This window comes from Ruania albidiflava DSM 18029, assembly GCF_000421225.1.
GTDB classification, from domain to species: Bacteria; Actinomycetota; Actinomycetes; order Actinomycetales; family Beutenbergiaceae; genus Ruania; species Ruania albidiflava.
Window position 1 is genome coordinate 108,489 of record NZ_ATWL01000010.1, and the last position, 25,495, is coordinate 133,983.

A 25,495-nucleotide genomic window follows, 5' to 3' on the forward strand; every position below is an offset into this window, starting at 1 on the left:
CACCCCTGCCGAGGCCTATGCCGCGCTGATGGAAGGTAACACCCGGTTCGTCGCCGGGGCTTCCGACCACCCGAACCAGAACGTGGAACGGCGCGCCGAGCTGTCCTCCGCCCAGGCTCCGTTCGCGGTGCTGTTCGGCTGCTCGGACTCCCGTGTGGCTGCCGAGATCATCTTCGACCGCGGGCTGGGGGACCTGTTCGTGGTCCGCACTGCCGGGCACGTGGTGGACACCACGGTCACCGGGTCGATCGAGTTCGGCGTGGACCTGCTGCACACCCCGCTGGTGGTGGTCCTCGGGCACCAGGGCTGTGGTGCGGTGGGGGCGGCTGCTGAGGCGCTCGCCACCGGCACGCTGCCGAACAACTTCGTGCGCGCCATCGTCGACCGGGTGATCCCCAGCCTGGTCACCGGGACGGCGGAGCGCGACGGCGCCGACGGCACGGTGAACAAGGACTCGCTCACCCTGCACCTGGTGGACCAGCGTCATCTGCTCACCGAGCACGTGCGCTCCACGGTGCGGATGCTGCACGACTACTCCGCAGTGCTGGAAGAGGCCGTGGCGGCCGGCCGGTGCGCGATCGTGGGCATGGAGTACGACCTGGCCGACGGCACCGCGCGCACGGTCGAGGTGATCGGCAACATCGAGCCGCAAGGCTGAGGACGGGCAGCACCGGCCCGTCCGGAGCGGGCAGCAGCCCCACGGGCGGGCACCGGACCAACCACCGCCGCCACCGGTCGCGGTGTTCCTCGACCGCGAGCCGGTCACGATGGCGGACGACCACGAGACCCGCCTGCGCCGGTAGCCGGTCAGTCCCGGAACGTCTCGATCTGCGCGCCAAGCTCGATCAGCCGCTCCTGCAGCTGCTCGTAGCCGCGGGAGATGATGTCCACACCGCGCAGCACAGAGGTGCCCTTGGCGGCGAGCATCGCCAGCAGGATCACCACCGCAGGGCGCAGCGCCGGCGGGCAGCTCACCTCGGCGCCGGACCAGCGGGTCGGTCCGGTGACGTCCAGGCGGTGCTGGTCCAGCAGGCGCACGTCCGCACCGAGCCGGGTCAGGTCGGTCAAGTGGATCGCCCGGTTGTCGTACACCCAGTCGTGGATCGTAGAGGTGCCGGCAGCACAGGCGGCGATCACCGCGAAGAACGGCAGGTTGTCGATGTTCAAGCCTGGGAACGGCATCGGGTGGATCTTGTCGATCGGCGCCCGCAGCTCGCTGGGATGCACAGTGACGTCCACCAGCCGGGTGCGGCCGTTGGCGGCCGGGTACTCCGGGGAGGTCGTGTACCGCAGCCCCATCTCGGCCAGGGTCGCCAGCTCGATCTCCATGAACTCGATCGGCACCCGGGTGACGGTGATCTCCGAGCCGGTCACGATACCGGCGGTGAGCAGGCTCATCGCCTCCACCGGATCCTCACCCAAGGAGTAGGTGACGTCGGCGTCGATCTCCGCCAGGCCGTGCACGCGCAGCGTGGTGGTGCCGATGCCCTCGACGCGCACACCGAGCAGCTCCAGGTAGAAGCACAGGTCCTGGACCATGTAGTTCGGGCTGGCGTTGCGGATCACGGTCACGCCGGGGTGCCGGGCGGCGGCCATCAGGGCGTTCTCGGTGACCGTGTCGCCCCGCTCGGTGAGCACCACGGACAGCTCCTGCGGCTGGCCGGTGGTGACTGCGGCCTGGTACCAGCCGCCGGTGGCGAGCACCTCCAGTCCGAACGGCCGGAGCGCGATCATGTGCGGCTCGACCGTGCGGGTGCCCAGGTCGCAGCCGCCAGCGTAGGGCAGCTGGAACGAGGTCTCCCGGCCGAGCAGCGGTCCCAGGAACATGATGATGCTGCGGGTGCGGCGCGCGGCGTCCTCGTCGATACCGGCCAAGTTCAGCTCCGCCGGCGGCACGATCTCCAGGTCCTTGCCATCCTCGGACCAGGTGGCGCGTACCCCGATGGAGCGCAGCACGTCCACGATCCGGTCCACCTCCACGATCCGGGCCACCTGTCGCAGCGTGGTGCGGCCCCGGTTCAGCAGCGAGGCGCACAGCAGCGCCACCGCCCCGTTCTTGGAGGTGTTCACCCGGATGGTGCCGGACAGCTGCTGCCCGCCGGTGACGCGCAGGTGGGTAGGCCGTGGGGCACCGATGGACAGCAGGTCGGCGTCCAGGGCCTCGTTGATACGGGAGAGCATCTCCACGGACAGGTTCTGGCTGCCCTGCTCGATCCGTGCGATCGCGCTCTGGCTGGTGCCGAGCACCTCGGCGAGCTGGGTCTGGGTGAAGCCCCGGTTCTGGCGGGCCCCCCGGATCAGGCTGCCGATCTGCGCGATCGTGGTCTTCGGATCCTCAATCACCGTCGTCATATCAGCACCGTATCTCACATCTGAGATACGGCGAAGCTGGCGAGGCGACCATGATCGTAATCTTGGCCACTCATTCGTGCCGAACATGCGGATGGTGACTTTTCGGTCTACTCTACGCACCCTCGAGGAGCTCGGTGACCAACGCAGCGACCGGGGACCGCTCCGAACGGGTGAGGGTCAGGTGCGCGAACAGCGGGTGCCCCTTGAGCGACTCGATCACTGCGGCGATCCCGTCGTGCCGCCCGACGCGCAGGTTGTCCCGTTGGGCGACGTCGTGGGTGAGCACCACCTTGGACTTCTGCCCGATCCGGGACAGCACGGTGAGCAGCACGTTCCGCTCCAGGGACTGCGCCTCGTCCACGATCACGAACGCATCGTGCAGCGACCGGCCGCGGATGTGCGTCAACGGGAGCACCTCGAGCATGCCGCGGTCCATCACCTCGTCCACCACGTGCGAGGAGACCACCGCGCCGAGGGTGTCGAACACCGCCTGGGCCCAGGGGTTCATCTTCTCCGACTCGTTGCCGGGCAGGTAGCCCAGCTCCTGGCCGCCGACGGCGTACAGCGGCCGGAACACCACCACCTTGCGGTGCTCTCGGCGTTCCAGCACCGCCTCCAGACCGGCGGACAGCGCCAGAGCGGACTTGCCGGTGCCGGCCCGGCCGCCCAGGGAGACGATGCCGATATCGGTATCGGTGAGCAGATCGATGGCGATCCGCTGCTCGGCGCTGCGCCCGTGCATGCCGAACACCTCCCGGTCGCCGCGCACCAGCTGGACCTGCTTGTCCGGGGTGGTCCGCCCGAGCGCCGATCCTCGTGGGGAGGAGAGCACCAGCCCGGTGTGGCAGGGCAGGTCGCGCAGCATCTCCCCGCTGGTCAGGTCCGCCACCGCAAGGTGCTCCGTAGCGAACAGCCGACCCATCTCCGCCTCGGTCAGCTGACCCTCGGCCATGCCTGACCAGCCGGACTCTACCGCGAGCTGGGCGCGGTACTCCTGAGCGCTGATGCCCACGGCGGAGGCCTTCACCCGCATCGGCAGGTCCTTGGAGACCACCACCACCGCTTCGCCCTCGGCGCGCAGGTTCGCGGCCACGGACAGGATGCGGGTGTCGTTGTCCGCCAGCCGCATCCCCGAGGGCAGCACTGCCGGGTCGGAGTGGTTCAGCTCCACCCGGAGGGTGCCGCCGGCCTCCAGCGGTACCGGCTGGTCCAGGAAGCCATGCTGGCACCGCAGGTCGTCCAAGAGCCGCAGCGAGCTGCGGGCGAAGTAACCGAGCTCGGGGTGGTGACGCTTGGCCTCCAGCTCGGTGATCACCACGATCGGCAGCACCACGTCGTGCTCGGCGAACCGGAACATCGCCCGCGGGTCGGACAGCAGCACCGAGGTGTCCAGCACATAGGTGCGGCGACCGTCGGGGGCACCAGGAGCGGGGCCGGTGAGCTCCTCACCTCCCGGACCGGTCCCCGTCCCGACGTCGGACGGCGTGGAGGTGGTGAGGGACTCACGACGCACGGCTAGCTCCTGCTGGTCGGCCGCACTCGCCGGCGGCGGGGCCGCGGTGAGTGCGGGGTGCGGACCGTCGGCCCGAGGGGCCGGCGGCCCCTCACCCACAAGTCGAGTTCCATGGGCTGGCCTTCCGGTGGGTGGCAGGGCTGCCACCCGATGGCCTCAACGTACGACGCGCAGAGCGCGTTGGCGCGCACGCGCTCGGGCGTGGCGCAGATCACACGAGATGTTCATCGCCCGTTCACCCCCAAGACCCCGGTGCGCGGGCCGACCACGGTGAGCTTCGCCGTCAGCGGCCCATGCGGCGTTCTCGGCCGGCGTAGTCGCGCAGGGCGCGCAGGAAGTCCACGCGGCGGAAGTCCGGCCAGAACGCTTCGCAGAAGTAGAACTCGCTGTGCGCGCTCTGCCAGAGCAGGAACCCGCCCAAGCGCTGCTCCCCCGAGGTGCGGATCACCAGGTCCGGGTCGGGCTGCCCCTTGGTGTACAGGTGCTCGGCGATGTGCTCCACCGTGATCGACTCGCCGATCTCCTCGAGCGTCCTGCCCGCAGCGACGTACTCGGCGATCAGGGAGCGCACTGCCCCAGCGATCTCGTGCCGACCGCCGTAGCCTACGGCGATGTTCACGTGCAGTCCGGCCACGTCGCTGGTGAGCTCCTCTGCGGCGCGCAGCCGGTCGGCGATCTCGGCCGGCAGCAGGTGCAGCTCGCCGACCAGCTGCAGCCGCCACCGCCGGGTGGTGGCCAGCTTGGCGACCGTGGCTGCGATGATCTCCAGCAGGTCGGCGACCTCGCGCTCGTCCCGGCGCAGGTTGTCGGTGGAGAGCATCCACAACGTCACCCGTTCGATGCCCACGTCCTCGCACCAGCCGAGCAGGTCGGCGATCCGGTCTGCTCCGGCCTGGTGACCCTGGGCCGTGGCCAGACCGGCCGAGCGTGCCCAGCGCCGGTTGCCGTCCAGCATCAGACCCACGTGGTGCGGGAGCTGTGCACCCTGCAGTGCCCGGGTGAGCCGTCGCTCGTACAACCCGTACAGGAACGCGGGTGGGCGCATCGAGCCTCCTGGGGTGGTGCGAGCAGCAACAGCGGCCCGCGGGTGCGCGCGGGTCGGTTGCCACCGTAGTCCCCAGAGCCACGGCCACGGCAGCGTTCGGGCCGGTTGCACCGAGCCCACACATCTTCTCTACACGAACGGTGGCACACCTACGAGTGCGTAACTTACGATGGCGTAGGAATCCCGTCGCCGGGCCAGCATCCCGTAGCCGGGTCTCAGCACAGGAGGCGTCATGCCCAACCCCCGCCCGCACACTGCCGTAGCCAGCGCCGATGCGGTGGACGAGGCGGTGGCCCAGACGCCGCCGAAACCCCGACTGCGCGGCTGGATCCACGCCGTGATGGCGCCGCTGTCGCTGATGGTCGCCCTGGTGCTGGTGATCGGTGCACCGACGCTGACCGGGAAGGTCACCACGGCGATCTTCGGAGCCGCGACGATCATCCTGTTCGGCACCAGCGCCGTGTACCACCGGGGTACTTGGTCCCCGCAGGCGACCGCCGTGCTCCGGCGCCTGGACCACTCGAACATCTTCCTGGTGATCGCCGGCACCTACACACCGCTGGCAGCACTGCTGCTGCCCGAGGGCACGGCGCGGCTGCTGCTCTGGCTGGTCTGGGGCGGGGCGGTGCTCGGGCTGCTGGCCAGGGTCTTCTGGTTGTCCGCACCGCGGTGGCTGTACGTGCCGATCTACATCGCCCTCGGGTGGGTGGCGGTCGGCTTCCTGCCGGCGTTCTGGTCCTCCGGCGGACCAGCGATCGCGCTGCTGGTGATCATCGGCGGCCTCGGATACACCCTCGGGGCGGTGGCCTACGGGGTCAAGCGGCCCAACCCGGTGCCGGGCTGGTTCGGGTTCCACGAGATCTTCCACACCGGCACGGTGATCGGCTACGGCTGCCATGCAGCGGCGATCTACCTGGCCGCGTTCAGCACCTAGCCCCGCCTAGCCTGCCGCACGCCGCTCAGCGCTCGAGCGGCTCGAGCGACCCCGGCGCCCCGGGCACCACGTGGAACTGACGGTGGATGAGGCTGGGCAGGGTGGTGCGTGCCTGGGCCACAGCATCCGCATCCAGCTCCGAGTGCAGGATCACCGCATCGTTGGCGGCACCCTGGTCGATCACTGTTCCCCACGGGCTGATCACTGCAGACCGGCCGACCCGCCCCTCGCCGGGCTGGCTAGCCAGCAGCAGGTAGCTGGTGTTCTCCAGCGCACGGGAGCGGGCGAGCACCTCGAGCTGCTCGACCTTGCCCGGCCCGTCCGCCCAGGCGGCGATCACCACCAGCACCTGCACGCCGGAGTCGGCGAGGAGCCGGAAGATCTCGGGGAAGCGCAGGTCGTAACACGTAGCCACCCCGATGCGCAGCCCGCCGACCTCGGCGGTGAGCAGGTTGCCCGCCCCGGGAGGACCGCCGTCGAGCAGGTCTGACTCACGGACCCCGAAGGCATCGAACAGGTGCACCTTGCGATACTCCCCCACCACCTGCCCGTCCGGGCCGACCAGCACGGCGAGGTTCTCGCACCGTCCCTGGGCACCGGTGGGCACCATCGTGCCGGCGACCACCCAGACGCCGACCTCGGCCGCTGCGGCGCGCACAGCGGTCAGGAACAGCCCGTCCCGCGGTTGTGCGAGCTCGCGGGTGAGGCGCGGCGCCCAGCCGGAGGCATACTCGGGCAGCACCACCAGGTGGGCACCTCCACGGGCAGCGTCCCGCACGGCGGCCGCGCTGCGCTCGGCGGCCGCGGCGGCGTCAGCTCCGGCGGCTAGCTGCACGACAGCGACCGGGAGCCTCATCGCGTTCTCCCGCCGCCCTCGTCGGTCGTGGAGCGATCCGGCACCTCCGGGGACCCTGCCGGGGGCGGGTCGCCCGGCTCCGTACCGGTGGCGGTCGACCCGGCACCGCTGGCGTCGGACGCCCCGTGCTCGGTCTCGGCCTCCTGCCGCTGCTGCTCACGGGCCGCGGCGTTCGCCTGGATCCTGCGCTGGTGCCGGGTGAAGGACCAGGCGAGCAGCACGATCATCACCGCCAGGACGAGGAAGGCGATGAACGCACCGATGCCGGGGCTGGCGTCCTCCGGGTCGATACCGCCGGCCAGGACCAGCGGCCGGGTGAGCAGCACCGCCGCGCTCATCGCCGGACCCCGTGGAACAGGTCGTCCTCCGGAGTCTGCACGTCCACCCGGGACTGGGCCAGCTCGAACTCCTCCACCGGCCAGGCGACCTTCTCGATGTCCCGAGGCACGGCGAAGAAGAAGCCGTCCGGGTCGATCTGGGTGGCATGCGCCAGCAACGCCCGGTCCCGCTGGTCGAAGTAGTCGGCGCACTCGATCCGGGTGGTCACCTTCTCCGCCCGGTCGTCGCGGTCCCAGCGGTCCATCCAGTCAGCGTACGGCGACTGCCTGCCCGCCTCGACCAACGCCTCGTGCAGCGCCCGGATGCGGCTGCGGGAGAAGCCGTGGTCGTAGTACAGCTTGGACACCTCCCAGGCCGGGCCGGCCGTGGGGAAGGCGTCGGGATCGGCAGCAGCGTCGAACGCTGCCACCGACACCTTGTGCGTCATCACGTGGTCCGGGTGTGGGTAGCCACCGTTCTCGTTGTAGGTGGTCATCACCTGCGGGCGGAACTCGCGCACCACCCGCACCAGCGCCTCGGTGGCCACCTCCAACGGTTCCAGAGCGAAGCAGCCGGGGGGCAGCGGCGGCAGCGGGTCACCTTCGGGCAGCCCGGAGTCCACGAACCCGAGCCACTGCTGGGAGATGCCGAGCGCATCGGCAGCAGCAGCCATCTCTCGGCGCCGGAACCCGGGCATGTCCCGCAGCACCTCCGGGTCGCCCTGCAACCGGGGGTTGAGGATGTCGCCGCGCTCACCGCCGGTGCAGGTGACCACCAGTACCTGGACGCCTTCGGCGGCGTACCGGGCCATCGTTGCCGCTCCCTTGCTCGACTCGTCGTCGGGGTGGGCGTGCACGGCCATCAGCCGCAGTTCCTGTGCGCCGGCCACTGAGGATCTCCTGGGGATCGTGGGAGTGTGACAATAGGGACGGACGCTCGCCGACGAGGCAGATCGCGTCCGTCAGACAGGTCCAGTCTAAGGATGTCACGCGTGGTGGACTCGACGACCCCCTCCGACCGCACGGCCCAGGTGCTCGCCGAGCGGTACGGCGCCCCTGTCCCCGCGCGGCGGCGCCGCCGCGCCCTCTGGTTCACTGCCGGCGGGCTCGCAGCGGTCGGGGTGGCCGCGCTGGTGATGATCGGCATCGGGTTCTTCGAACCGGACGCGACCGCCAGCCAGGTGGGCTTCGACGTGGTAGACGACTCCCGGGTGCACGTGATCTTCGACGTCACCAAGCCGGAGGAGGCCACCGCCACCTGCACGCTGGAAGCGCTGACCGAGGGCTACGGGCAGGCCGGCATCGTCGACGTGACCATCGGCCCGCAGGACCGCCACACCACCCGGATCTCCGCCGACATCGCTACCACTGAGCTGGCCACCACGGGAGTGATCCGCGAGTGCCGCCTGGTCGACTGAACCGGCAGGCCCGGGATGATCTGCGGGGGCGCGTAGCTCACGCCGTCTGCCTCGGTCAGGTGGGTGGTGACCAGACTCACCCGTAGGTCGAACCCACCCAGTCCGCCCAGCCCTCCTGCGTCAGGGGCCGCCCGTCGAGCTGCCGGCTCACCTCACCCAGGGACGCTCCCGTGCTCCGGGCACGGCGGGCGAGCTCGAACGGGTCCAGCCCGATCGTCTCGGCGTAGCCGTATACGCTGGCGCTGAGTGCGTAGGCACAGAGGATCTCCTCACCGGGAGTGTCGAAGTCGGCGTCGGTGGGATAGTCCCAGCCGTCGGCCAGGCACTCGGTGATCCGTTCGGCCCGCCAGGAGCCAGGTGGGGCGAAGGAGCCGTCGGAGTCCCACAGCTCCTGGCTGTACTCGGCCCACCCCTCGCTGACCACCCGGGAGCGGTTCTCCGGGACGGGCAGCCAGGCGAAGGCTACGGCGTGGGTGAGCTCGTGGGCGGCCAGGGACCGTAACGCCTCGGTGGAGGTGAGCCCCTCCGGTCCGACCGTGACCACGCTGGAGCCCCAGGGGGTGGCCGCACCGGTGGCGGGCTCGGTGGCGATCTGCGGGTCCAGACCGGGGGCGGGCTCGAGGCGCAGCAGCGGGATGGTGAAGCCGGCGAGCTGCTCGTTGCTGCCGCCGGTGTCGAACCAGGTACCGGCGCGGTCCTCGTCCTCGGTGAGGAAGACGGTGAACCGGTCCACCGGTGCCCTGCCGGTGGCATCCGCGTACCGCTGCAGCACCCAGGATGCTGGTTCCTCCAGCTCCCCGCCCAGCTCCTCCAGCAGGTGCGCCTCGGAGTCAGCCACCGCCACCAGCACGTGGTCGGTGTGGCTGGCCCGCAGCGGGCCGGCATCCCAGGGCTTGACCGGCTCTGTGGTCTGCCACCCGGTGATCTGGCCTTCGCCGCCCGGGGTCACCGAGACCGTGATCCGGTACTGGGCGGCGGCGAGCAGGTAGTCGCCGGCTTCGGCGTAGTCGGTGGTCGCTCCCGCCTGCGGGGTACCCGGCGTGATGGCACCGAGCCGGATGGTCAGGTCAGCCGATCCACCGGGTCCGAGGCTCTCCAGCGTCCCGGACTCCACGGAGAGACCGCCGCCGCTCATCCCCAGGGCCATCATGTTGTCCCACCACAGGTTCGCCCCGTCCGCGGCACCGGGGCCCACCTGGGCGAAGAAGGCCTGCCGGTCCACCTCGGCCAGTGCCTGGTTCAACGTGGCCAGGAACCTGTCGGCGGTGAAGGGTGCGTCCCCTCCGCTGACCTCTGGCGTGCTCGCGGTCGGTTGCGGAACCTGGGTGACCACGGGAGTGGGCACTGGGTGAGCCTCCGTGCTGCCGCTGATCAGCACGGGCAGGTAGCGCAGCCCACCGAGCACGACCGCAGCCACGGCGAGCACCACGAGCGCGGTTGCAGCCACCCGGCGCCACCGCGGGCGGGGCAGCGCCGCCGGTTCCTCACCCGTCATCGTGTCCTCACCTGAGCATTCTCGCCCAGGTGAGCATAACCATCGTGCGGAGCGTAGAATTGCGCTCAGCGAGGAATGACGTTGACCATCAGCGTCGCTCGATCGGTATGATGGCTGTTTCCGCCGCCCCGGCGCGGCCGCATCGGTAGCCAGCCCGGGGACCGGAACTTTCCCGCACCCACCCGAGCTTGCGCCGTCGCAGCCGGCGGGCGGCATGACGAAACGAAGGAGGACTCGTGTCCGAAACCACATGGCTCACTCAGGATTCCTATGACCGCCTGAAGGCCGAGTACGACCACCTCGTCGGTGTGGGCCGGACCGACATCGCCGACAAGATCGAGGCTGCCCGTGAGGAAGGCGACCTGAAGGAGAACGGCGGTTACCACGCGGCCCGCGAGGAGCAGGCCAAGCAGGAGGCCCGGATCCGGCAGCTGGACGAGCTGCTGCGCAACGCGCAGGTGGGGGAACCGCCGGCCGACGACGGTGTGGTCGAGCCTGGCATGGTGGTGACGGTCTCGCTGGCCGGCGAGGAGATCACCTTCCTGCTCGGTTCCCGCGAGGTCGCCGGGGACACCGACCTGGACGTCTACTCCTCCGGTTCGCCGCTCGGTGCCGCCATCCTGGACCGCAAGGTCGGCGAGACCGCCGAGTACACCACCCCGAACGGGAAGTCGCTCCAGGCGAAGATCCTCAAGGCCACGCCCTACGACGGCTGACCCGCACGCTTCGCGGTGCCCGCCTGACCCTCGGTCCGGCGGGCACCGGCGTCTGGGCGCACCCGCAGACGGGCACGTTCAGGCGGGCAGCACGCAGTAGTCGGCCTGCTCCAGTGCGGCGAGCACCTCGGAGCAGTGCTCCGGTCCCTTCGTCTCGCACTGCACGGCGATGTCCACCTCGTCCACGGCCAGCTCGACGGCGGTGCGTGCGTGGGCGATCTCCAGCACGTTGGCATCCAGGTCGGCCAGGCGGGCCAGCAGTGCGGCAAGGTTGCCCGGGGTGTCCGGTACCCGCACCTTGAACTGCAGGTACCGGCCGGCGGCGGACATGCCATGGCGGAGCACCTTCATCAGCACCAGCGGGTCCACGTTCCCACCGGAGAGGATCACCACCACCGGCCCGTCCCAGCCGCCGGGGCGGCGCATCAGCTCGGCCACCCCGGCGGCGCCGGAGGGTTCGACCACGAGCTTGGCGCGTTCGGTGAGCACCAGCAGCGCCCGGGAGAGGTCCTCCTCGCTGACCGTGTCCACCCGGTGCACGTGCTCGCGCACGAGCTGCAGTGGCACGACTCCGGGCCTGCCGATGGCGATCCCGTCGGCCATGGTGTGCATCGTCGTCAACGGCACCGGACGCCCGGCGGCCAGGGAGGCCGGGTAGGCGGCCGCGCCCTCCGCCTGCACGCCGACCACCTGCACGTGCGGGCCGAGCGTGGCGTGCGTCGCGGCGGCGACGCCGGCGAGCAGGCCACCGCCACCGGTGGGCACCACCACAGTGCGCGCTGTGGGCACCTGCTCGGCCACCTCGAGCGCGAGCGTGGCCTGTCCGATCACGATGTCCTCGTGGTCGAACGGGTGGATCACCACCTGCCCGGTGCGCTCCGCCTCGGCGCGGGCCTCGGCGAGCGCTTCGTCGACAGTGCGCCCGTGCAGTCGCACCTGGGCGCCATATCCGCGGGTGGCGGCCAGCTTGGGCAACGCAGCACCCTCGGGCATGTAGATGGTGGCGGAGATGCCGAGCATCCGAGCGGCCAACGCCACACCCTGGGCGTGGTTTCCGGCGCTGGCGGCGAGCACCCCGGCGCGTTGCTGCTCCTGGCTGAGCCGGGACATCCGGGTGTAGGAGCCGCGGATCTTGAACGACCCGCCGGTCTGCAGGTTCTCGCACTTGAGCCACACCTCCGCCCCGGCGATCTCGCTGAGGGCGCGGCTGTACTGCACCGGCGTGCGCTGCACCACCCCGCGCAGCGCGTCGGCTGCCGCCTGCACAGCCTCGAGGGTCAGGCTCATGTACGTCTGGCTCGCACGCGTTGGATCAGCCGGGGCACCTCGCGGTGCGGGTCTCGCCCGCCGTTGAGGTAGTGCAGCACCGTATTCGCCACGGCGATCACCGGCACTGCGAACAGGGCACCTACGATCCCGCCGACGATCGTGCCGGTCGCCACGGCCAAGAGGACCGCCACCGGGTGCAGCTTCAGCGCACGGCTCATCAGCAGCGGCTGCAGCAGGTGGCTCTCCGCCTGCTGCACCAGCAGCACCACGCCGAGCATCGCCACCGCGATCCACACGCCCTGGTCGACCAGTGCCACGGCTACCGCCACCGACCCGGTGACCACGGCACCCACGATCGGGATGAACGAACCGACGAACACCAGCACCCCGAGCGGCAGCGCAAGCGGTACACCGAGCAGCCAGGCGCCGACGCCGATGCCCAGACCGTCGATGAAGGCCACCATCACCTGGGTGCGCGCGTAGCTGCCGAGGCTGGTCCAGGCCTTCTGTCCGGCCACGTCCACCCGGTTCCTGGCGGTCAGCGGGAACAAGCCCACCAGCCAGTGCCAGATCAGCGAGCCGTCCTTGAGGAAGAAGAACAAGCAGAACAAGGTGATCAGCGAGCCGGCGAACACATGGCCCACCGAGGTGCCCACGGACAATGCTCCGGCGGCGATCGTCTCCGCGTTGGACTCCAGCTGCTGCTGGATCTGCTGCACGTAGGTGTCGATGTCATCCTGGCTGAGCTGCAGCGGACCGGTGGACAGCCAGCTGAGCAGTTCCTGGAAGCCTTGCCAGGCGGTGTCGGCCAGGTCCTTGATCCCCGACCCGATCGAGGCACCAGCCAGGGTGAGCAGCCCGCTGAGCAGGATGATCGAACCGAGCATCGTGAGCCCCGCTCCGGCAGCTCGGGGGATGCGATGCCGCTGCAACCAGTTCACCACGGGCACCAGGAGCGCAGTGAGCAGCGCTGCGACCAGGATCGGCACCACCACGGTCTTGATCTGGATCAGCCCGACGATCGCCACTGCGGCCGCCAGCACGATCACCAGGAAGCGCCAGGACCACGCCGCCATCCCGCGCACTGCCGGGGTGACCGGTGACCGCTGCTGGTCGGACTCGACCACGGCGATCAGCTCACCGTCCTCGTCGCCCTGCTGTTCGGCGGCGAGCGCCGCAGCGGCGCTGAGGGTGACGTCGTCGGCATCGGTGCCGGCGCCACCGGCCGGCCCGGTCCGCTCCTGCCCGGCGGCAGTCGCACCGTCGCTGCGAACGGCCTCGTCGGGGCCTGCCTCCGGCTGCTCCGGCCGGGCCCGGCCGGAGCCGTGGCCCTCGTCCGGTGCTGACTCGTCCCTGCGCATCGCACCACCCTCCCTGGACTGGGTTCAGCGTACCTGGCGCAGGCGGTTTCACCAGGCGACGCCCGGGGCTCAGGTCGCGCTTGCCGGACGAGCGGGGCCAGCAGCTCGCCGCTGGATCTGGAATACGCCACCGGAGGAAGCGTTGAGGCAGAGGTGAAGAACATCGGTTTCCTGTCCTTCGGGCACTGGACGGACCACCCGCAGTCGATGGTGCGCTCCGCCCGGGACGCCCTGGTGCAGTCGATCGAGCTCGCGGTGGCGGCCGAGGAGCTGGGCGCGGACGGTGCCTACTTCCGGGTGCACCACTTCGCCCGTCAGCTCGGCTCCCCGTTCCCGCTGCTGGCCGCGATCGGTGCACGTACCGAGCGGATCGAGATCGGCACCGGTGTGATCGACATGCGGTACGAGAACCCGCTGTACATGGCCGAGGATGCCGGCGCAGCGGACGTGATCGCCGGCGGACGGCTGCAGCTGGGCATCAGCCGCGGCTCACCGGAGCAGGTGGTCCGGGGTTATGAGTACTTCGGCCATGTGCCGGCCGAGGGCGAGACAGACGCGGACCTGGCCCGCCGGCACGCTGCCCGGTTCCTCGAGGTGATCGAGGGCGAGAAGTTCGCCGAGCCGAACCCGCGGCCGATGTTCCCCAACCCGCCGGGCAAGCTGCGCATCGAACCGCACTCCCCCGGCCTGCGGCGGCGCATCTGGTGGGGTGCCGGCTCACGTGCGACCGCCGAGTGGACCGCCCAGCAGGGGCTGAACCTGATGAGCTCCACACTGCTCACCGAGGACACCGGCAGACCGTTCCACCAGCTGCAGGCCGAGCAGATCCAGCGGTTCCGCGATGCGTGGGCGGCAGCCGGGCACGACTGGCAGCCGCGGGTCTCGGTGAGCCGGTCGATCTTCCCGCTGGTCACCGATCTCGACCGGCAGCTGTTCTGGCGCGACCAGCACAGCAGCGACCAGGTCGGCCAGCTGGAGGGCGGTCTGGCCCGGTTCGGCAAGTCCTACGCCGGTGAGCCGGACCAGCTGGTCGCCGAGCTGGCCAAGGACGAGGCGGTGGCAGCGGCGGACAGCCTGCTGCTCACCGTGCCGAACCAGCTGGGCGTGGACTACAACGCGCACGTGCTCGCGAGCGTGCTGCAGCACGTGGCACCTGAGCTCGGCTGGCGCTGACGCTGCGGAATCCCCCGCGCCGAGGAGGTCCGGGGCATCGTGGGCGCCTACGCTCAAGGGCACGCAACTATCAGGAGGCACTCGTGCAGAGCCGCTTCGCTGCGTTGCTGCTCGGCGATCGGGAGGACCCGCGGCTGAGGCTGGCGGCGCTGTTCGGTGGCGAGGTGCCACGCGGTGGCCAGCCACCAGAGCCGGCGCTGGCCTGGGCGCGCGAGGTGCTCGCCGGGCGTCCGGGCCCGGTCTCGGAGGTCGAGGCCGTCCGGCTGCTGCGCGTGGCCGAACCACGCCTGCTGCTGAAGCCTGCGCAGTTCCTGGCCAGGCACGCCGTCCACGGCTGAGCGCTCTGGCGCGGCCGGAACACCACAACCAGGCGTAGCGTTGTCGATGACGGCGGAGCGCGTCTCGCGCAGGACCGTCACCGTTCTACCAGCGCCAGGGAGTCAGGCAGATGTTCGGCATGAGGATGAGTCACGCGATGGTCGCCGCCGAGGATGCGCTCCCCGGCCGGGAGGAGCCGATGCCCGTACCAGCCACGCACGCGGTGCTCGGCACCCCGATGCAGGGACCGTGGCCGGAGGGCAGCCGCACGGTGTACGTGGCGATGGGCTGCTTCTGGGGTGCGGAGCGGATCTTCTGGCGCGCCCCCGGGGTGATCAGCACAGCAGTGGGGTACATGGGGGGCTACACCCCGAACCCCGCCTACGAGGAGGTGTGCACGGGCCTGACCGGGCACACCGAGGCGGTGCAGGTGGTCTACGACCCGCAGGCGACCGACCTGGAGCACCTGCTCAAGGAGTTCTGGGAGAACCACGACCCGACCCAGGGGTTCCGGCAGGGCAACGACCGCGGCACCCAGTACCGCTCGGCGATCTACTGGAGCGACCCGGCGGACGAGGAGCTGGTGCGGGCCACCCGGGAGGCGATGAACGCCGTCGCTCACGACAGCGGCTTCGGTGAGATCACCACCGAGCTGGCCCCGGCCGGAGAGTTCTACTACGCCGAGGACTACCACCAGCAGTACCTGCACAAGAACCCGGGCGGCTACTGCAACCACGGACCGAACGGGATGACCTGCCCGGTCGGCGTGCTGCGCCAGGACGAGCTGCCCAGCCAGGAGTCGGTGCTCGGCCGGGAGTAGGAGCACGCGCGAGGGCGCGCCACAGCTGGCGAGCAGCTCAGCCCGCATTGCGCACGTAGCTCATAACACGACTGATGCGGCTCGCATGGCAACACTGCCGAACTCGTCAGGGGAATCGGAGCGCTCCTTGGCCCTGGGTGCCAAGGATGTCGTCGGGGTTGGAGTAGGGGCAAGACTTCAGAGAGAGGCAACCGCAGCCGATGCAGTTCGAGAACCGGTCGCGCAGTGCGGTGAGATATTCGATCCGGTCGTTGAGATCCTCGCGCCACTGACGCGAGATCCGAGCCCAGTCCTTCTTGGTGGGCAGCCCTTCTTCGGGAAGCTGATCGAGCGCATCCTTGATGCGGTCCAGGGAGATGCCCACCCGTTGTGACGCTCGGATGAAGGCAAGCACTCTGAGGGTGTCGCGACGGTACTCGCGGCGATTTCCTGCCGTTCGTCGGCTACGGATGAGGCCCAGCGACTCGTAGTAGTGCAGCGTGGAGACAGCCAGACCCGCTCGCTCAGCGACCTGGCCGGGCTTCAACCAGACGACGTCCTCGTGAATCTGAGCCACCAGTGCGCCCTCCCACGACCTCTTGACATGAAGTTCCCTTGATGTAGTCGACTCTACATCAAGGGAACTTCATGAGATGGGAGAAGATGCATGCTCACAGTTGATGTGTGGGCCGACGTACGCTGCCCGTGGTGCTGGATCGGACTGCGGCGTCTGCAGCGAGCCAGAAGCATGATCGACGAACCAGTGACAGTACGTCGGCGCAGCTTCCTCCTCGAACCACAGGGACCGGCGAGCCCAGGGCGTCCCACGGCACAGGTGGCGACCACTGAGTGGGGGATGTCGAACGAGCAGTGGAACAGCAGGCGGCAGGCCATCGAGGCCGAAGCTCGCAGCGAAGGTCTGCGCATCCGGATGGACAGCGCCCTCATGTTCGACTCCAGCCCGTTGCACCGGTTGCTCAAGCTCGCTGCCGAAACCATGGACGACGATCGCGCCGAGGACGCTTGGGAGTCTGCTTTCGCTGCGCACTTCGAACGTAACGAGGATCTCGGCGATCCTGACGTCCTGCACCAGCTGGCATCACAGTGGGGCTTGGAAGAGGCAGATGTTCGGCGGGCCCTGCTCCGGGAGCGCTTTACCGACGAGATCGCTCACGATCTTGACGAAGCCCGACGACTGTCGGTCAGCTCCGTCCCCACGGTGGTCGCAGCCGACGGTCGGCGCATGCGGGGCCATGCACCCACCGCTGAGCTCGCTCAGTTCCTCAGGGCAGGAGCTCTGTGATGAGCAAGATGATGCGAGCCGCAGCGATCGACGAGTTCGGGCCGGCGGACGTCCTGCGGGTTCGAGAACTACCCCGGCCGACGATCAGCGCCGATGAGGTGCTGGTGCAGGTCATGAACGCGGGAGTTCAGGTCACGGACGCCGCCATCCGTGCCGGGTGGGCACCGCCAGGAGCCACCATCGAATTCCCGCAGATTCTTGGCAACGAGTTCTCCGGCATCATCGACCAGGTGGGAGACGAGGTCCGAGGGTTCAGCCCTGGCGACCCGGTGGCGGGCTTCAATCTGCTGGGCTGCTACGCGGAGTACGTGGCAGTGCCGCAAGCGCAGATCGTCGCCAAACCGCAGGCGGTCTCGTGGCAGGCCGCCGGCGCCCTCTCCGCGTCCGGACAGACCGCACACACGGCCTTCGAGGATCTTGCGGTGGGAGCGGGCGACGTGGTGCTGGTCCACGGTGCCGCCGGCGGGGTGGGCACCATCTTCACCCAGCTCGCCGTCCGCACCGGCGCGAGCGTCATCGGCACCGCCAGCGAAGCCAACCACGGCTACCTCGAGAGCTTGGGCGCTACCGCTGTCACGTACGGCCCCGGGCAGACCGACAGGATCCGGGATATCAGCCCCCGCGTGGACGTCGCCTTCGACGCAGCCGGACACGAGAACCTGCGCACGGCGGTGGAGCTGGTCGCCGATCGCGGCCGGATCGCGACCATCGTGGACATGCCTCTCGCGCAAGAGCTGGGCTGCCGGATCGTGAGAAGCCGTCGCTCCGGGCGCCGCCTGGCCGATCTCATGGGTCTGCTGGCCCGCGGAGACCTCCATGTCCACGTCCGCGACCGCTACCTGCTGGACCAGGTCGCGGACGCCCACCGAGACGTCGAGTCGGGGCACGGGCGCGGCAAGGTCGTCCTCGACGTCCGGCCGGCGCAGTGACGGCCATCTCGTCAGCTACTCGGGAGAAGCTCTGGACGTCGAGAACCTGGCCATTCATCGCCAGCGTCCTGGTGCTGATGACGTCCATCGCCTTCGAGTCCTTCGCGGTCACCACCGTTCTGCCGGTCGCGATGACCGATCTCGACGGTGCCCAGTGGTACTCACTCGCCTATGCCGCCACCATCACCGCGGCCCTGGTCGGCATGGTCATCGGGGGCAACTGGTCCGACCGCTCTGGTCCGCGCAGGCCTCTCGTCGCCGGTGGAAGCCTGTTTCTCGGCGGCCTGGCTCTGTGCATGGTCGCACCGGAGCCGTCGACATTCGTCCTTGGCCGACTCCTGCAGGGCATCGGCGGCGGGATCGACTCCGTCGTCCTCTACGTCCTCATCGCGCGACGCATTCCCGAACGGCCCCGTCCACGGATGTTCGGCCTGCTCACCACAGCCTGGCTCGTCCCTTCCCTGGTTGGCCCGGTCCTCGCCGGGGCACTCACCGATCTGATGACCTGGCGCGTGGTCTTCGGGATCGTCCTGGCCGGTGCCGCGATCTCCCTAGGTGGCCTGCTCCACGTCACGCGAGATCCCGGGATGCACAGCACCGAGCCCGTGGGCGATGGCCCAGCACGCCCCATCATCGGCCGCAACGGCACTCTGTCGCTCGTCGCGGCACTGCTGCTGGTTCTCCTGCACCTGGGTGGACAGCTCGACCCCCCCAGCATCGATCCTGGCCGTCATTGCAGCATCGATCGGCCTGGTCGTCGTCGCGCAGGGCATCCTTCCCTCGGGCACGCTCCGACTGCGCGGAGCTGCCCAGCGGCTTGTCGCGCTGCGAGCCATCCTTGGCGCCACTGTCACCGCTACGGACCTCTACCTCACCCTCTACCTTCAAACTGAACGTGGACTCCCTCCTACCAAGGCCGGGCTGGTGATTGCCATCGGCGCGCTCGGCTGGGCCTTCGGCGCATGGGTACAAGCACGGTTCACCAGCGAGCACGCGATACACCGAAGACTGATCCTGCTTGCAGCACCCCTTGTCGGGGTCGGGCCAGTCAGTGTTCTGCTGTACACAGCCGCTGGGCTGCCGCTCTGGCCAGTTGTCGCAGGGTGCATCGCGATGGGCACCGGGATGGGAATGGCCTACCCGCGCCTGTCCAGCGCGACTCTGGCCCTGGCCAGCGCCGACGAGCAGGGCGCGTACAGCTCTGCCCTGCAAGCAGGCGAGAGCATGAGCGTGGGTGCAACGACCGCACTGACGGCGGTCGTACTCACCTCCGCACTCTCCGCCAGCATCTCCTTCACCCTCGTGTATGCGATCCTCGTCGCCCTGGCCTGCCTAGCCATCGCAATCTCCTCAACCAGCGGCCCGCTGAACCCTGCCAGCCGCTCGTGACGCGTGGGCGCAACGCACCAGCTCTGTTCAGCGGTACTCCAGCCCGGTCATCAGGCCCACTGGTCGGCTGGGAGCAGTCGTCTGGGCGGGCTGGCCGGCGCACTGCCGCCCCCGGCGAGTCCGGGCACAGCAGCGGCCGGTCAGGGCACCAGGACGGTGCGCACCCCTGAGCTGGTCGGCTCCACCCACGCCTCGGCTACCCCAGCCAGCGGCCGCACCACGGTCTCCACGCTGAGCACACCGCGCTCCAGCAGGCCGAACACGGCGGGCAGGATCTCTGGCAGCACGCGGGCGAACGCCTCCTTGGGCACGCTGCCCGCTCCCTGGCCGAGCAGCTGGACGCCCCCGCCGCCCAGCGAGCACTGGACGAGCTGAGCGTGGCTGGGCTTCATCTGCTCGACCAGATCCCCGGTCCCGGCTCAGCGGAGACGGTGAACATCGTCGGGCTGTCCCAGATCAGCGGGGTGGCCAAGGGCACAGTGTCCAAGACCGTGCAGCGGCTGGAGTCCGCCGGACCGTCTCCCGGCACCGGCTGCCGGGCAACTGCAAGGAGGTGCACCTGCGCCTCACCGAGGTCGGCGTGGAGATCCAGCGCGCGCAACGGGGACTGCACGAGCAGGTGGGCAGCAGCGTCTCTGCGTTCCTCGGCCGCTACTCGGATGCGGACCTCGAGGTCCTCACCCGCATGCTCGGTGACCTGCTGGCGATGCCACGGGAGGGCCTGCGGTTCCGGCCGGACCTGCTGCCCTGATCCCCGACCTGCCGCAGTAGACTCTCTCGAGACACGGGGTGCCCCGACGGGGCTGAGAGCACACCCGAGAACCTGAACGAGTTCGGACTCGCGGAGGGATGTCGACCCGAGGTGGTGCCTGGTGCGCCCGCCGCCGGCTGCACGCCTCCTCGCGATCCGGATTCTCCGAGATGACGAGGCGAGGCAGATGAGGACCATCCCGAACGTGCTGACGATCGCGGGAACCGACCCGACCGGCGGGGCCGGCATCCAGGCGGACCTGAAGGCGTTCTCCGCACACGGCGCCTACGGGATGAGCGTGATCACCGCCGTGGTCGCGCAGAACACCCGCGGGGTCCGGGGGTTCGTCCCGCTCGAGGCCGGGTTCGTGGCCGACCAGCTGGCTGCGGTGTGCGAGGACGTACGGGTGGATGCGGTGAAGATCGGGATGGTCGCCGATGCCGCGATCGCCGAGGCGGTCGCACACGCGCTGGACGCCTACCCGCACGGGCCGGTGGTGCTCGACCCGGTGATGGTTGCCAAGAGCGGACACCACCTGCTGGAGCCGGACGCTGTCGACGCGGTCCGGGAGCTGCTGATCCCACGCTCGACGATCATCACCCCGAATCTCCCGGAGGCCGCAGTGCTCCTCGGCTCGGGCGGTGAGGCGCAGAGCATCGAGGAGATGCGGCGTCTCGTCCCGGACCTCCGCGCGCTCGGTCCCGCATGGGTGCTGCTCAAGGGCGGACACCTGGGCGGCGCGGACAGCACCGACATCCTCGACGGCGAGACCAGGGTGGAGCTGACCGCAGCGCGGGTGTCCACGGTCAACGACCATGGCACCGGGTGCACGCTGTCGGCGACGATCGCGGCGCTGCTGCCCAGGCACGATCTGGTCACGAGCGTCCAGCGCGCCAAGGACTATCTCACCGCGGCGCTGCAGCACGCGGACGAGCTCGACGTGGGTTCCGGCCACGGACCGGTGCACCACTTCCACGAGCTCTGGGCCGACCCACAGCGGTGAGCGACGGCGTCAGGCCGCGGACTCGGCGAGGTGGGAACGGAGGGTCGTGCCCTGGTAGTCACGGCGGAACCGGCCCCGGGCCTGCAGGATCGGGACGACCTGGTCGACGAAGTCCTCCAGCCCGCCCGGGAGGGTCGGCGGCATGAGGTTGAAGCCGTCGGCGGCCCCGGCGTCTACCCAGCGCAACATCTCGTCGGCCACTGTCTCCGGTGTGCCGACGACGGTGGCATGTCCGCCGCCGGCGGTGAGCAGCCCGAGCAGCTGCCGGACGGTGGGCTGCTGGCTGTGGATGATCTGCAGCACCGTCGCGTAGCGCCCTTTCGGCCCGGGGAACTCCGCCAGCGGTGGTAGTGGCGGCACCGGCGCGTCGAGGTCCCACCCGGAGGTGTCGCGGCCGACGAAGAACGCCAGCTGGCGCAACGCGTCCGCCACCGGGAGGCGGGCGTCCAGCGCCTGTTGGGCACGTCGTGCCTCGGCGTGCGTGGCGGCAACATAGGGGACCAGGCCCGGCATGACGACGACCTGGTCGGGGTTACGACCGGCGGCGGCAGCCCGTGCCCGGATGTCGCGACGATAGCTGCGGGCGGACGCGAGGTCCCAGGCGACCGCGTAGATGCCCTCGGCACACTGCGCCGCGAGGTCCCGACCTGGTTCGGAGGCACCAGCCTGGAACAGGACTGGTCGCCCCTGCGGCGGGCTCGGGATGTTCAGCGGTCCGGCGACGTCGAAGAACCGCCCCTGGTGGTTCAACGGCCGCAGCCGCGTCACGTCCACGTACGCCCCCGCGGGGTCGGCAACGATCGACTCCGGCGGCCACGAGTCCCACAGGCCCTGCAGCACGTGCACGAACTCTGCGGCATTCGCATAACGTTCCTCGTGTCCCGGCAACGCGGGCATACCGTGGTTGCGCGCCTCCTCGTCGGTCATGGAGGTGACGATGTTCATACCGGCGCGGCCGGCGGAGATGTGGTCCAGGCTGGCGATCAGCCGGGCGGCGTGGAACGGGTCCCAGAACGTGCTCGAGACCGTCGTGACCAGCCCGATCCGCGAGGTGGCGCGGGCCAGCGCGGTCAGCACGGTGATCGGCTCGAGGTACCAGGTCGGACCACGTGCGATCCCACCGCCGATGGACTGGCCGTCAGCGAGGAAGATCGCATCCAGCCGTCCGCGCTCAGCGGTCCTGGCGAGCTCCTCCCAGTAGCCGATGTCACCGTGCCGGGACGAGCTGGAGCCAGGCGCCCGCCACGCGGCCGCGTGGTGACCGGCGCCGTGGGCGAACAGGTTCAGGTGCAACTGTGCGGGTCCGGCAGCCGTGCTCATCAGTTCGCGACCAGACCACCGTCGACGAGAAGATTCTGGCCGGTGATCGCCCTCGACCACGGGGAGGCGAAGAACAGCACCGCGTCGGCGAGCTCGGCCGGAGTGGTCACCGAACGCAGCGGGGTGCCCGCGGCGATACCCTCGAAGACCGCGTCCGGGGTCGCGGCGCTCGCGTCGGTCGTGCGCAGCAGCCCGCCGCTGACCATGTTCACGGTGATCCCGCGCGGGCCGAGGTCGGCGGCGAACGTGCGGGTCAGCGACAGCAGCGCTGCCTTCGCGGCGGTGTAGTCGTGGTAGGGCACCACCGGGTGCTGGAACAGGTTCGTCCCGATGTTGATCACACGCCCCGACCCTGCTCTGGCGAACCCGGGCAGGGCCGCCTGGATGACGTTGAGCGCACCCTGCACCGCTCCGGAGAACTGCCCGGCGAACGCGGCATAGCCGATCTCGTCGGCCTTCGCCCGCGCGTCGCCGTCGAAGGAGAAGTTCACCAGCGCGTTGTTCACCACGGTGCAGACCGGCGTGCCGAACGCGGCCTGGGCAGCGGTGAACAGCGTCTGGACCTGATCACGGTCGCGGACATCGGCCGGTACCGCGGTCGCACGGTCCGGATGTGCCGCCGTGATCTCCTCCGCCGCAGCTGCGCTGGTGACGTAGTCGACGACCACCCTTGCCCCTTCGCGCAGGAAGGCCTCGGTGATGGCGCGGCCCAGACCGCGCGCTCCCCCGGTGACCAGGACCACCTGCTCAGCAAGCGGCGGTGCGACATGCCCCGAGGACGGTGCAGCTGCAGTGTCCGCGATGGGCGCGGTGTGTGCGGTCATGCTGGCGATTTCCTCTCAGTATGGTTTTCTTGCCGAGCGCTGGCCTCCCACGCCCGGACGAGGGTGCGTGCGGCCGCAGCCGGGTCAGGGGCGGCGCAGATCGCCGAGACCACTGCGACACCTGCCGCACCGGCCCTGCGCAGACCCGGCACGTCCGGTGCACGGATGCCGCCGATGGCGACGCAGGGCAGCTGCGTGGCGGTGGTCAGCCGCGCGAACCCGTCCACACCGAGAGCCGACGGATGATCAGGCTTCGTGCTCGTGGGGCGGATCACCCCCACGCCGAGATAGTCGACGGTGCCGGCAGGGAGGCGAGCGAGCCGGTCCAGGTGCTCCTTGGTGTTGGCAGTGATCCCGATGGTGGCCTCCGGACCGAGCGCTGCTCGTGCCGCTGCGGCCGTAGCGTCGCCCTGCCCGAGGTGGACGCCGTCCACCGGGATACCGCAGCTTCGGGCCTTGACGACGACGTCCAACCGGTCGTTGACCAGCAGCAGCGCCCGCCCGGCGATCACCTCCGCCAGCTGCTCCACCTGCCGCAGCTGGCTTGCTGCATCTGAGGTCTTGTCCCGCAGCTGCACCGTACGGACGCCGCCGTCGACCGCGGCGCGCACCGTCTCCACCACGCCGCGCTCGCCGCACAGCGCAGCGTCGGTCACCAGGTAGATACCGTCGGTCACGCGAGATCGTCCCCCGCGTCGGCCTCCCGGACCCGGGCGAGGGCCGTGACGTCGGCCGGGGTCACCGTGGACAGCCGGTCGAGGAGCCGTGCTGCGAACGTGCCCGGGCCGGAGGCGCCGTCGGCGGCGTTCTCGGCAGCGATGCCGTAGACCGTGTGCGCAGCGGTGACCGCGGCCAGGACGGAGTGCTCGCCGCGGACCGCGAGGAACGCAGCGACCAGCGCCCCCAGGGCGCAGCCACCACCGGTGACCTTCGTCAGCAGCAGGTGCCCGTTGGTCACCCGGTGACCGCTGTGCCCGTCGGTGATGAAGTCCTCTGGCCCGGAGACGGCGATGACAGTGCCCAGCTCGCGTGCCAGTCGTGCGGCGACGCGGACTGCACGGTCGGTGGAGTCGGTCGCCTCCACGCCCCTGCCGCCGGCTCCGGCCCCGGCCAGGGCGAGGATCTCCGAGGCGTTGCCGCGCACCGCGGCAGGCTGCCGACCGGCGAGCTCCATGGCTAGCGAGGTGCGGATGGGCAGCGAACCGATCGCTACCGGGTCCAGCACCCACGGCGTACCGGCGCGGACCGCGGCGCCCACCGCCTCCCGCGCGGCCTCCCGCTGCTCCGGGTTGGGTGTGCCCAGGTTCACCAGCAGCCCGCCGGCAACCTGGGCGAAGGCCCCCGCTTCCCCCACGATGTCGACCATCGCGGGGGCCGCCCCGGCTGCGAGCAGGACGTTGGCGGAGAAGTTCGTCACCACGGAGTTCGTGATGCAGTGCACCAGCGGAGCGGACTCGTGCAGCTGCTCGAGCAGTGTTGCGACGTCAGGTACGGCCATCTCGGTGCTTCCCTCCACGGCGGAGGGACATCCCGCTGCATCGCTCACCGTGGGAACGAGTGACCGTTCCGGTGCACACCGCGAGGATCTGGACCATCCCTTCGCCAGTACGAACTGGATCAGGTTCGACGGGTGTCATCTCAGCCGGTCTCCCGGCACCCCGTGTCACTGCTCCGATCATAGCCACACCGTGTCATGAGCTCCCAACACGTCCCGGCGACGAGCGGCTCAGCGGTACTGCGCACCGGTGATCGCAGCCACCAGCCCGACCACCACCGCGGCACCGGTCAGGTACACCCAGCCCCGGCGGCGCGGGCCGCCGCGCACCAGCCAGGTCATCCAGCGCAGGTAGGCGAAGGAGTACACCAGCAGCGCCAGCGTGGGGTAGGCGGCCTGCTGCAGCAGCTCGGCACCTGCGGGGGACACGTCGCCGATCCGGTCGGCCAGCTCGGCGGGCAGCAGGCGGGCCCGCCGCCCGCCGATCGTCCCGAACGCCACCATGATCGTGTAGGCGCCGGCCAGGCCGAGCAGCACCCACCGCCAGCGCGCCACCTGCGGCCGGCGCGTGCCGGGCCGCGGCACCCGGCGCCGCACGGTGGCACCGCCGCGCACCGTGAGCATCACCCCCACCACCAGCGGTGCGGCGAACAGGAACGCGAGCACGCCGTGCACCAGCGCCACCCCGGTCCTGGCATGCAGCCGCTCGTCCACGGCGAACAGGCGGGCGAGCACACCTAGGTAGAGCGGCGCGAGCACTACGTACACCAGCAGCAGGGCACCGATGGTGCCCGCGCTTGCGACGACCACCGTGAGCACCAACCGCACCCGCGACCAGGTCCGGCTGGCTCGGTTCGTCTGGTTCTCGTGCTGGGGTCCGCGCATGTCCTCTGGCACCCTACGCGGCGCTGGCCT

29 protein-coding genes and 1 riboswitch are annotated in these 25,495 nt (G+C 70.2%); of the genes, 13 read left to right on the plus strand and 16 right to left on the minus strand.

Translation table 11 applies throughout. The features are described 5' to 3' along the window. The first annotated feature begins 28 nt into the window (after nt 1-28). Nucleotides 29-658 carry a carbonic anhydrase gene (locus tag K338_RS0112700; RefSeq protein ID WP_051154818.1) on the plus strand — a complete coding sequence of 210 codons (630 nt, stop codon included), beginning with the start codon at nt 29-31 and terminating at the stop codon, nt 656-658. 149 nt (nt 659-807) lie between these two features. Here K338_RS0112700 and K338_RS0112705 read toward each other — a convergent pair whose 3' ends face one another. From K338_RS0112705 to K338_RS0112715, 3 genes are all read right to left on the minus strand, one after another. After that, complete coding sequence (locus K338_RS0112705) at nt 808-2,352, minus strand: UDP-N-acetylglucosamine 1-carboxyvinyltransferase (RefSeq protein ID WP_022918545.1); 1,545 nt, start codon at nt 2,350-2,352, stop codon at nt 808-810. A 112-nt stretch (nt 2,353-2,464) separates the two neighbouring features. Further along, nucleotides 2,465-3,709 carry an RNA 5'-3' helicase PhoH2 gene (phoH2, locus tag K338_RS0112710; RefSeq protein WP_245542965.1) on the minus strand — a complete coding sequence of 415 codons (1,245 nt, stop codon included), beginning with the start codon at nt 3,707-3,709 and terminating at the stop codon, nt 2,465-2,467. 439 nt (nt 3,710-4,148) lie between these two features. Next, a complete protein-coding gene (locus tag K338_RS0112715) occupies nt 4,149-4,910 on the minus strand; it encodes an isoprenyl transferase (protein ID WP_022918547.1) in 762 nt (253 codons plus the stop codon). A 232-nt stretch (nt 4,911-5,142) separates the two neighbouring features. Here K338_RS0112715 and trhA point away from each other — a divergent pair, with 232 nt between their 5' ends. Then, the gene (gene trhA / locus K338_RS22510) at nt 5,143-5,844 is read left to right on the plus strand and encodes a PAQR family membrane homeostasis protein TrhA (RefSeq protein ID WP_022918548.1); all 702 of its coding nucleotides are present in this window, start codon (nt 5,143-5,145) and stop codon (nt 5,842-5,844) included. Between the two features lie 25 nt (nt 5,845-5,869). On the opposite strand, the gene K338_RS0112725 is transcribed toward trhA, so the two are convergent. The 3 genes from K338_RS0112725 to mca are packed head-to-tail and all read right to left on the minus strand — an operon-like array spanning nt 5,870 to nt 7,880. Further along, a complete protein-coding gene (locus K338_RS0112725; RefSeq protein WP_022918549.1) occupies nt 5,870-6,700 on the minus strand; it encodes a nitrilase-related carbon-nitrogen hydrolase in 831 nt (276 codons plus the stop codon). Then, nucleotides 6,697-7,038, minus strand: coding sequence for a hypothetical protein (locus tag K338_RS0112730; protein ID WP_022918550.1), 342 nt, complete (start codon nt 7,036-7,038; stop codon nt 6,697-6,699). The genes K338_RS0112725 and K338_RS0112730 overlap by 4 nt, the downstream gene beginning before the upstream one ends. Continuing rightward, on the minus strand, nt 7,035-7,880 hold the full coding sequence (gene mca / locus K338_RS0112735) for a mycothiol conjugate amidase Mca (protein ID WP_027286796.1): 846 nt from the start codon (nt 7,878-7,880) through the stop codon (nt 7,035-7,037). The genes K338_RS0112730 and mca overlap by 4 nt, the downstream gene beginning before the upstream one ends. Before the next feature lie 129 nt (nt 7,881-8,009). Between mca and K338_RS22515 the strand changes: the two genes are divergently transcribed. Beyond that, nucleotides 8,010-8,435, plus strand: coding sequence for a DUF4307 domain-containing protein (locus tag K338_RS22515; protein ID WP_022918552.1), 426 nt, complete (start codon nt 8,010-8,012; stop codon nt 8,433-8,435). A gap of 76 nt (nt 8,436-8,511) precedes the next feature. Here the strand turns inward: K338_RS22515 and K338_RS0112745 are convergent, their stop codons facing one another. Further along, nucleotides 8,512-9,930: a hypothetical protein gene (locus K338_RS0112745; RefSeq protein ID WP_022918553.1), complete on the minus strand. Its 1,419-nt coding sequence runs from the start codon at nt 9,928-9,930 to the stop codon at nt 8,512-8,514. Between the two features lie 236 nt (nt 9,931-10,166). Here K338_RS0112745 and greA point away from each other — a divergent pair, with 236 nt between their 5' ends. After that, nucleotides 10,167-10,646 carry a transcription elongation factor GreA gene (greA, locus tag K338_RS0112750; protein ID WP_022918554.1) on the plus strand — a complete coding sequence of 160 codons (480 nt, stop codon included), beginning with the start codon at nt 10,167-10,169 and terminating at the stop codon, nt 10,644-10,646. A 78-nt stretch (nt 10,647-10,724) separates the two neighbouring features. Here the strand turns inward: greA and ilvA are convergent, their stop codons facing one another. Together ilvA and K338_RS0112760 are read right to left on the minus strand one after the other, a co-directional pair. Then, the gene (gene ilvA, locus K338_RS0112755; protein WP_022918555.1) at nt 10,725-11,933 is read right to left on the minus strand and encodes a threonine ammonia-lyase; all 1,209 of its coding nucleotides are present in this window, start codon (nt 11,931-11,933) and stop codon (nt 10,725-10,727) included. Continuing rightward, nucleotides 11,930-13,276 (minus strand): AI-2E family transporter, encoded by a 1,347-nt coding sequence (locus tag K338_RS0112760; RefSeq protein WP_022918556.1) that lies wholly within the window; start codon nt 13,274-13,276, stop codon nt 11,930-11,932. The genes ilvA and K338_RS0112760 overlap by 4 nt, the downstream gene beginning before the upstream one ends. Before the next feature lie 153 nt (nt 13,277-13,429). On the opposite strand from K338_RS0112760, the gene K338_RS0112765 reads away from it, so the two are divergent. The 3 genes from K338_RS0112765 to msrA all read left to right on the plus strand — a co-directional run bounded on the left by K338_RS0112765 (nt 13,430) and on the right by msrA (nt 15,587). After that, nucleotides 13,430-14,449, plus strand: coding sequence for an LLM class flavin-dependent oxidoreductase (locus K338_RS0112765; RefSeq protein ID WP_022918557.1), 1,020 nt, complete (start codon nt 13,430-13,432; stop codon nt 14,447-14,449). Between the two features lie 83 nt (nt 14,450-14,532). Beyond that, nucleotides 14,533-14,787 carry a hypothetical protein gene (locus K338_RS0112770; RefSeq protein WP_022918558.1) on the plus strand — a complete coding sequence of 85 codons (255 nt, stop codon included), beginning with the start codon at nt 14,533-14,535 and terminating at the stop codon, nt 14,785-14,787. 110 nt (nt 14,788-14,897) lie between these two features. Then, nucleotides 14,898-15,587 carry a peptide-methionine (S)-S-oxide reductase MsrA gene (msrA, locus tag K338_RS0112775; protein ID WP_084481130.1) on the plus strand — a complete coding sequence of 230 codons (690 nt, stop codon included), beginning with the start codon at nt 14,898-14,900 and terminating at the stop codon, nt 15,585-15,587. 106 nt (nt 15,588-15,693) lie between these two features. On the opposite strand, the gene soxR is transcribed toward msrA, so the two are convergent. After that, entirely contained in the window at nt 15,694-16,143 is a 450-nt protein-coding gene (soxR, locus tag K338_RS0112780) for a redox-sensitive transcriptional activator SoxR (protein ID WP_022918560.1), read from the minus strand. 90 nt (nt 16,144-16,233) lie between these two features. Between soxR and K338_RS24555 the strand changes: the two genes are divergently transcribed. The 4 genes from K338_RS24555 to K338_RS25600 all read left to right on the plus strand — a co-directional run bounded on the left by K338_RS24555 (nt 16,234) and on the right by K338_RS25600 (nt 19,187). Further along, on the plus strand, nt 16,234-16,869 hold the full coding sequence (locus K338_RS24555) for a DsbA family oxidoreductase (protein ID WP_084481133.1): 636 nt from the start codon (nt 16,234-16,236) through the stop codon (nt 16,867-16,869). A gap of 98 nt (nt 16,870-16,967) precedes the next feature. Further along, nucleotides 16,968-17,798 carry an NADP-dependent oxidoreductase gene (locus K338_RS0112790; protein ID WP_245542961.1) on the plus strand — a complete coding sequence of 277 codons (831 nt, stop codon included), beginning with the start codon at nt 16,968-16,970 and terminating at the stop codon, nt 17,796-17,798. A gap of 77 nt (nt 17,799-17,875) precedes the next feature. Then, nucleotides 17,876-18,691, plus strand: coding sequence for an MFS transporter (locus K338_RS25595; RefSeq protein ID WP_157612402.1), 816 nt, complete (start codon nt 17,876-17,878; stop codon nt 18,689-18,691). Next, nucleotides 18,633-19,187: an MFS transporter gene (locus K338_RS25600; RefSeq protein ID WP_342662728.1), complete on the plus strand. Its 555-nt coding sequence runs from the start codon at nt 18,633-18,635 to the stop codon at nt 19,185-19,187. Before K338_RS25595 ends, K338_RS25600 begins: the two co-directional genes overlap by 59 nt. A 140-nt stretch (nt 19,188-19,327) precedes the next feature. Here the strand turns inward: K338_RS25600 and K338_RS0112805 are convergent, their stop codons facing one another. Continuing rightward, nucleotides 19,328-19,579, minus strand: a complete 252-nt coding sequence (locus K338_RS0112805; RefSeq protein ID WP_022918565.1) for a hypothetical protein — start codon at nt 19,577-19,579, stop codon at nt 19,328-19,330. Nucleotides 19,580-19,740: 161 nt separating this feature from the next. Between K338_RS0112805 and K338_RS24560 the strand changes: the two genes are divergently transcribed. Further along, nucleotides 19,741-19,938, plus strand: a complete 198-nt coding sequence (locus K338_RS24560; RefSeq protein ID WP_022918567.1) for a hypothetical protein — start codon at nt 19,741-19,743, stop codon at nt 19,936-19,938. A 187-nt stretch (nt 19,939-20,125) separates the two neighbouring features. Continuing rightward, nucleotides 20,126-20,941, plus strand: coding sequence for a bifunctional hydroxymethylpyrimidine kinase/phosphomethylpyrimidine kinase (gene thiD, locus K338_RS0112815; protein ID WP_022918568.1), 816 nt, complete (start codon nt 20,126-20,128; stop codon nt 20,939-20,941). Between the two features lie 9 nt (nt 20,942-20,950). Here the strand turns inward: thiD and K338_RS0112820 are convergent, their stop codons facing one another. From K338_RS0112820 to K338_RS0112840, 5 genes are all read right to left on the minus strand, one after another. Continuing rightward, entirely contained in the window at nt 20,951-22,261 is a 1,311-nt protein-coding gene (locus K338_RS0112820) for an NtaA/DmoA family FMN-dependent monooxygenase (RefSeq protein WP_022918569.1), read from the minus strand. Beyond that, nucleotides 22,261-23,085 carry a 3-oxoacyl-ACP reductase gene (locus K338_RS0112825; protein ID WP_022918570.1) on the minus strand — a complete coding sequence of 275 codons (825 nt, stop codon included), beginning with the start codon at nt 23,083-23,085 and terminating at the stop codon, nt 22,261-22,263. The genes K338_RS0112820 and K338_RS0112825 overlap by 1 nt, the downstream gene beginning before the upstream one ends. Next, nucleotides 23,082-23,762: a thiamine phosphate synthase gene (gene thiE, locus K338_RS22530; protein ID WP_022918571.1), complete on the minus strand. Its 681-nt coding sequence runs from the start codon at nt 23,760-23,762 to the stop codon at nt 23,082-23,084. The genes K338_RS0112825 and thiE overlap by 4 nt, the downstream gene beginning before the upstream one ends. Then, entirely contained in the window at nt 23,759-24,583 is an 825-nt protein-coding gene (thiM, locus tag K338_RS0112835; RefSeq protein ID WP_022918572.1) for a hydroxyethylthiazole kinase, read from the minus strand. Before thiM ends, thiE begins: the two co-directional genes overlap by 4 nt. A gap of 78 nt (nt 24,584-24,661) precedes the next feature. After that, a riboswitch (TPP riboswitch) is annotated at nt 24,662-24,756 on the minus strand. Nucleotides 24,757-24,811: 55 nt separating this feature from the next. Beyond that, entirely contained in the window at nt 24,812-25,465 is a 654-nt protein-coding gene (locus K338_RS0112840) for a hypothetical protein (RefSeq protein WP_022918573.1), read from the minus strand. Nucleotides 25,466-25,495 lie beyond the last annotated feature (30 nt).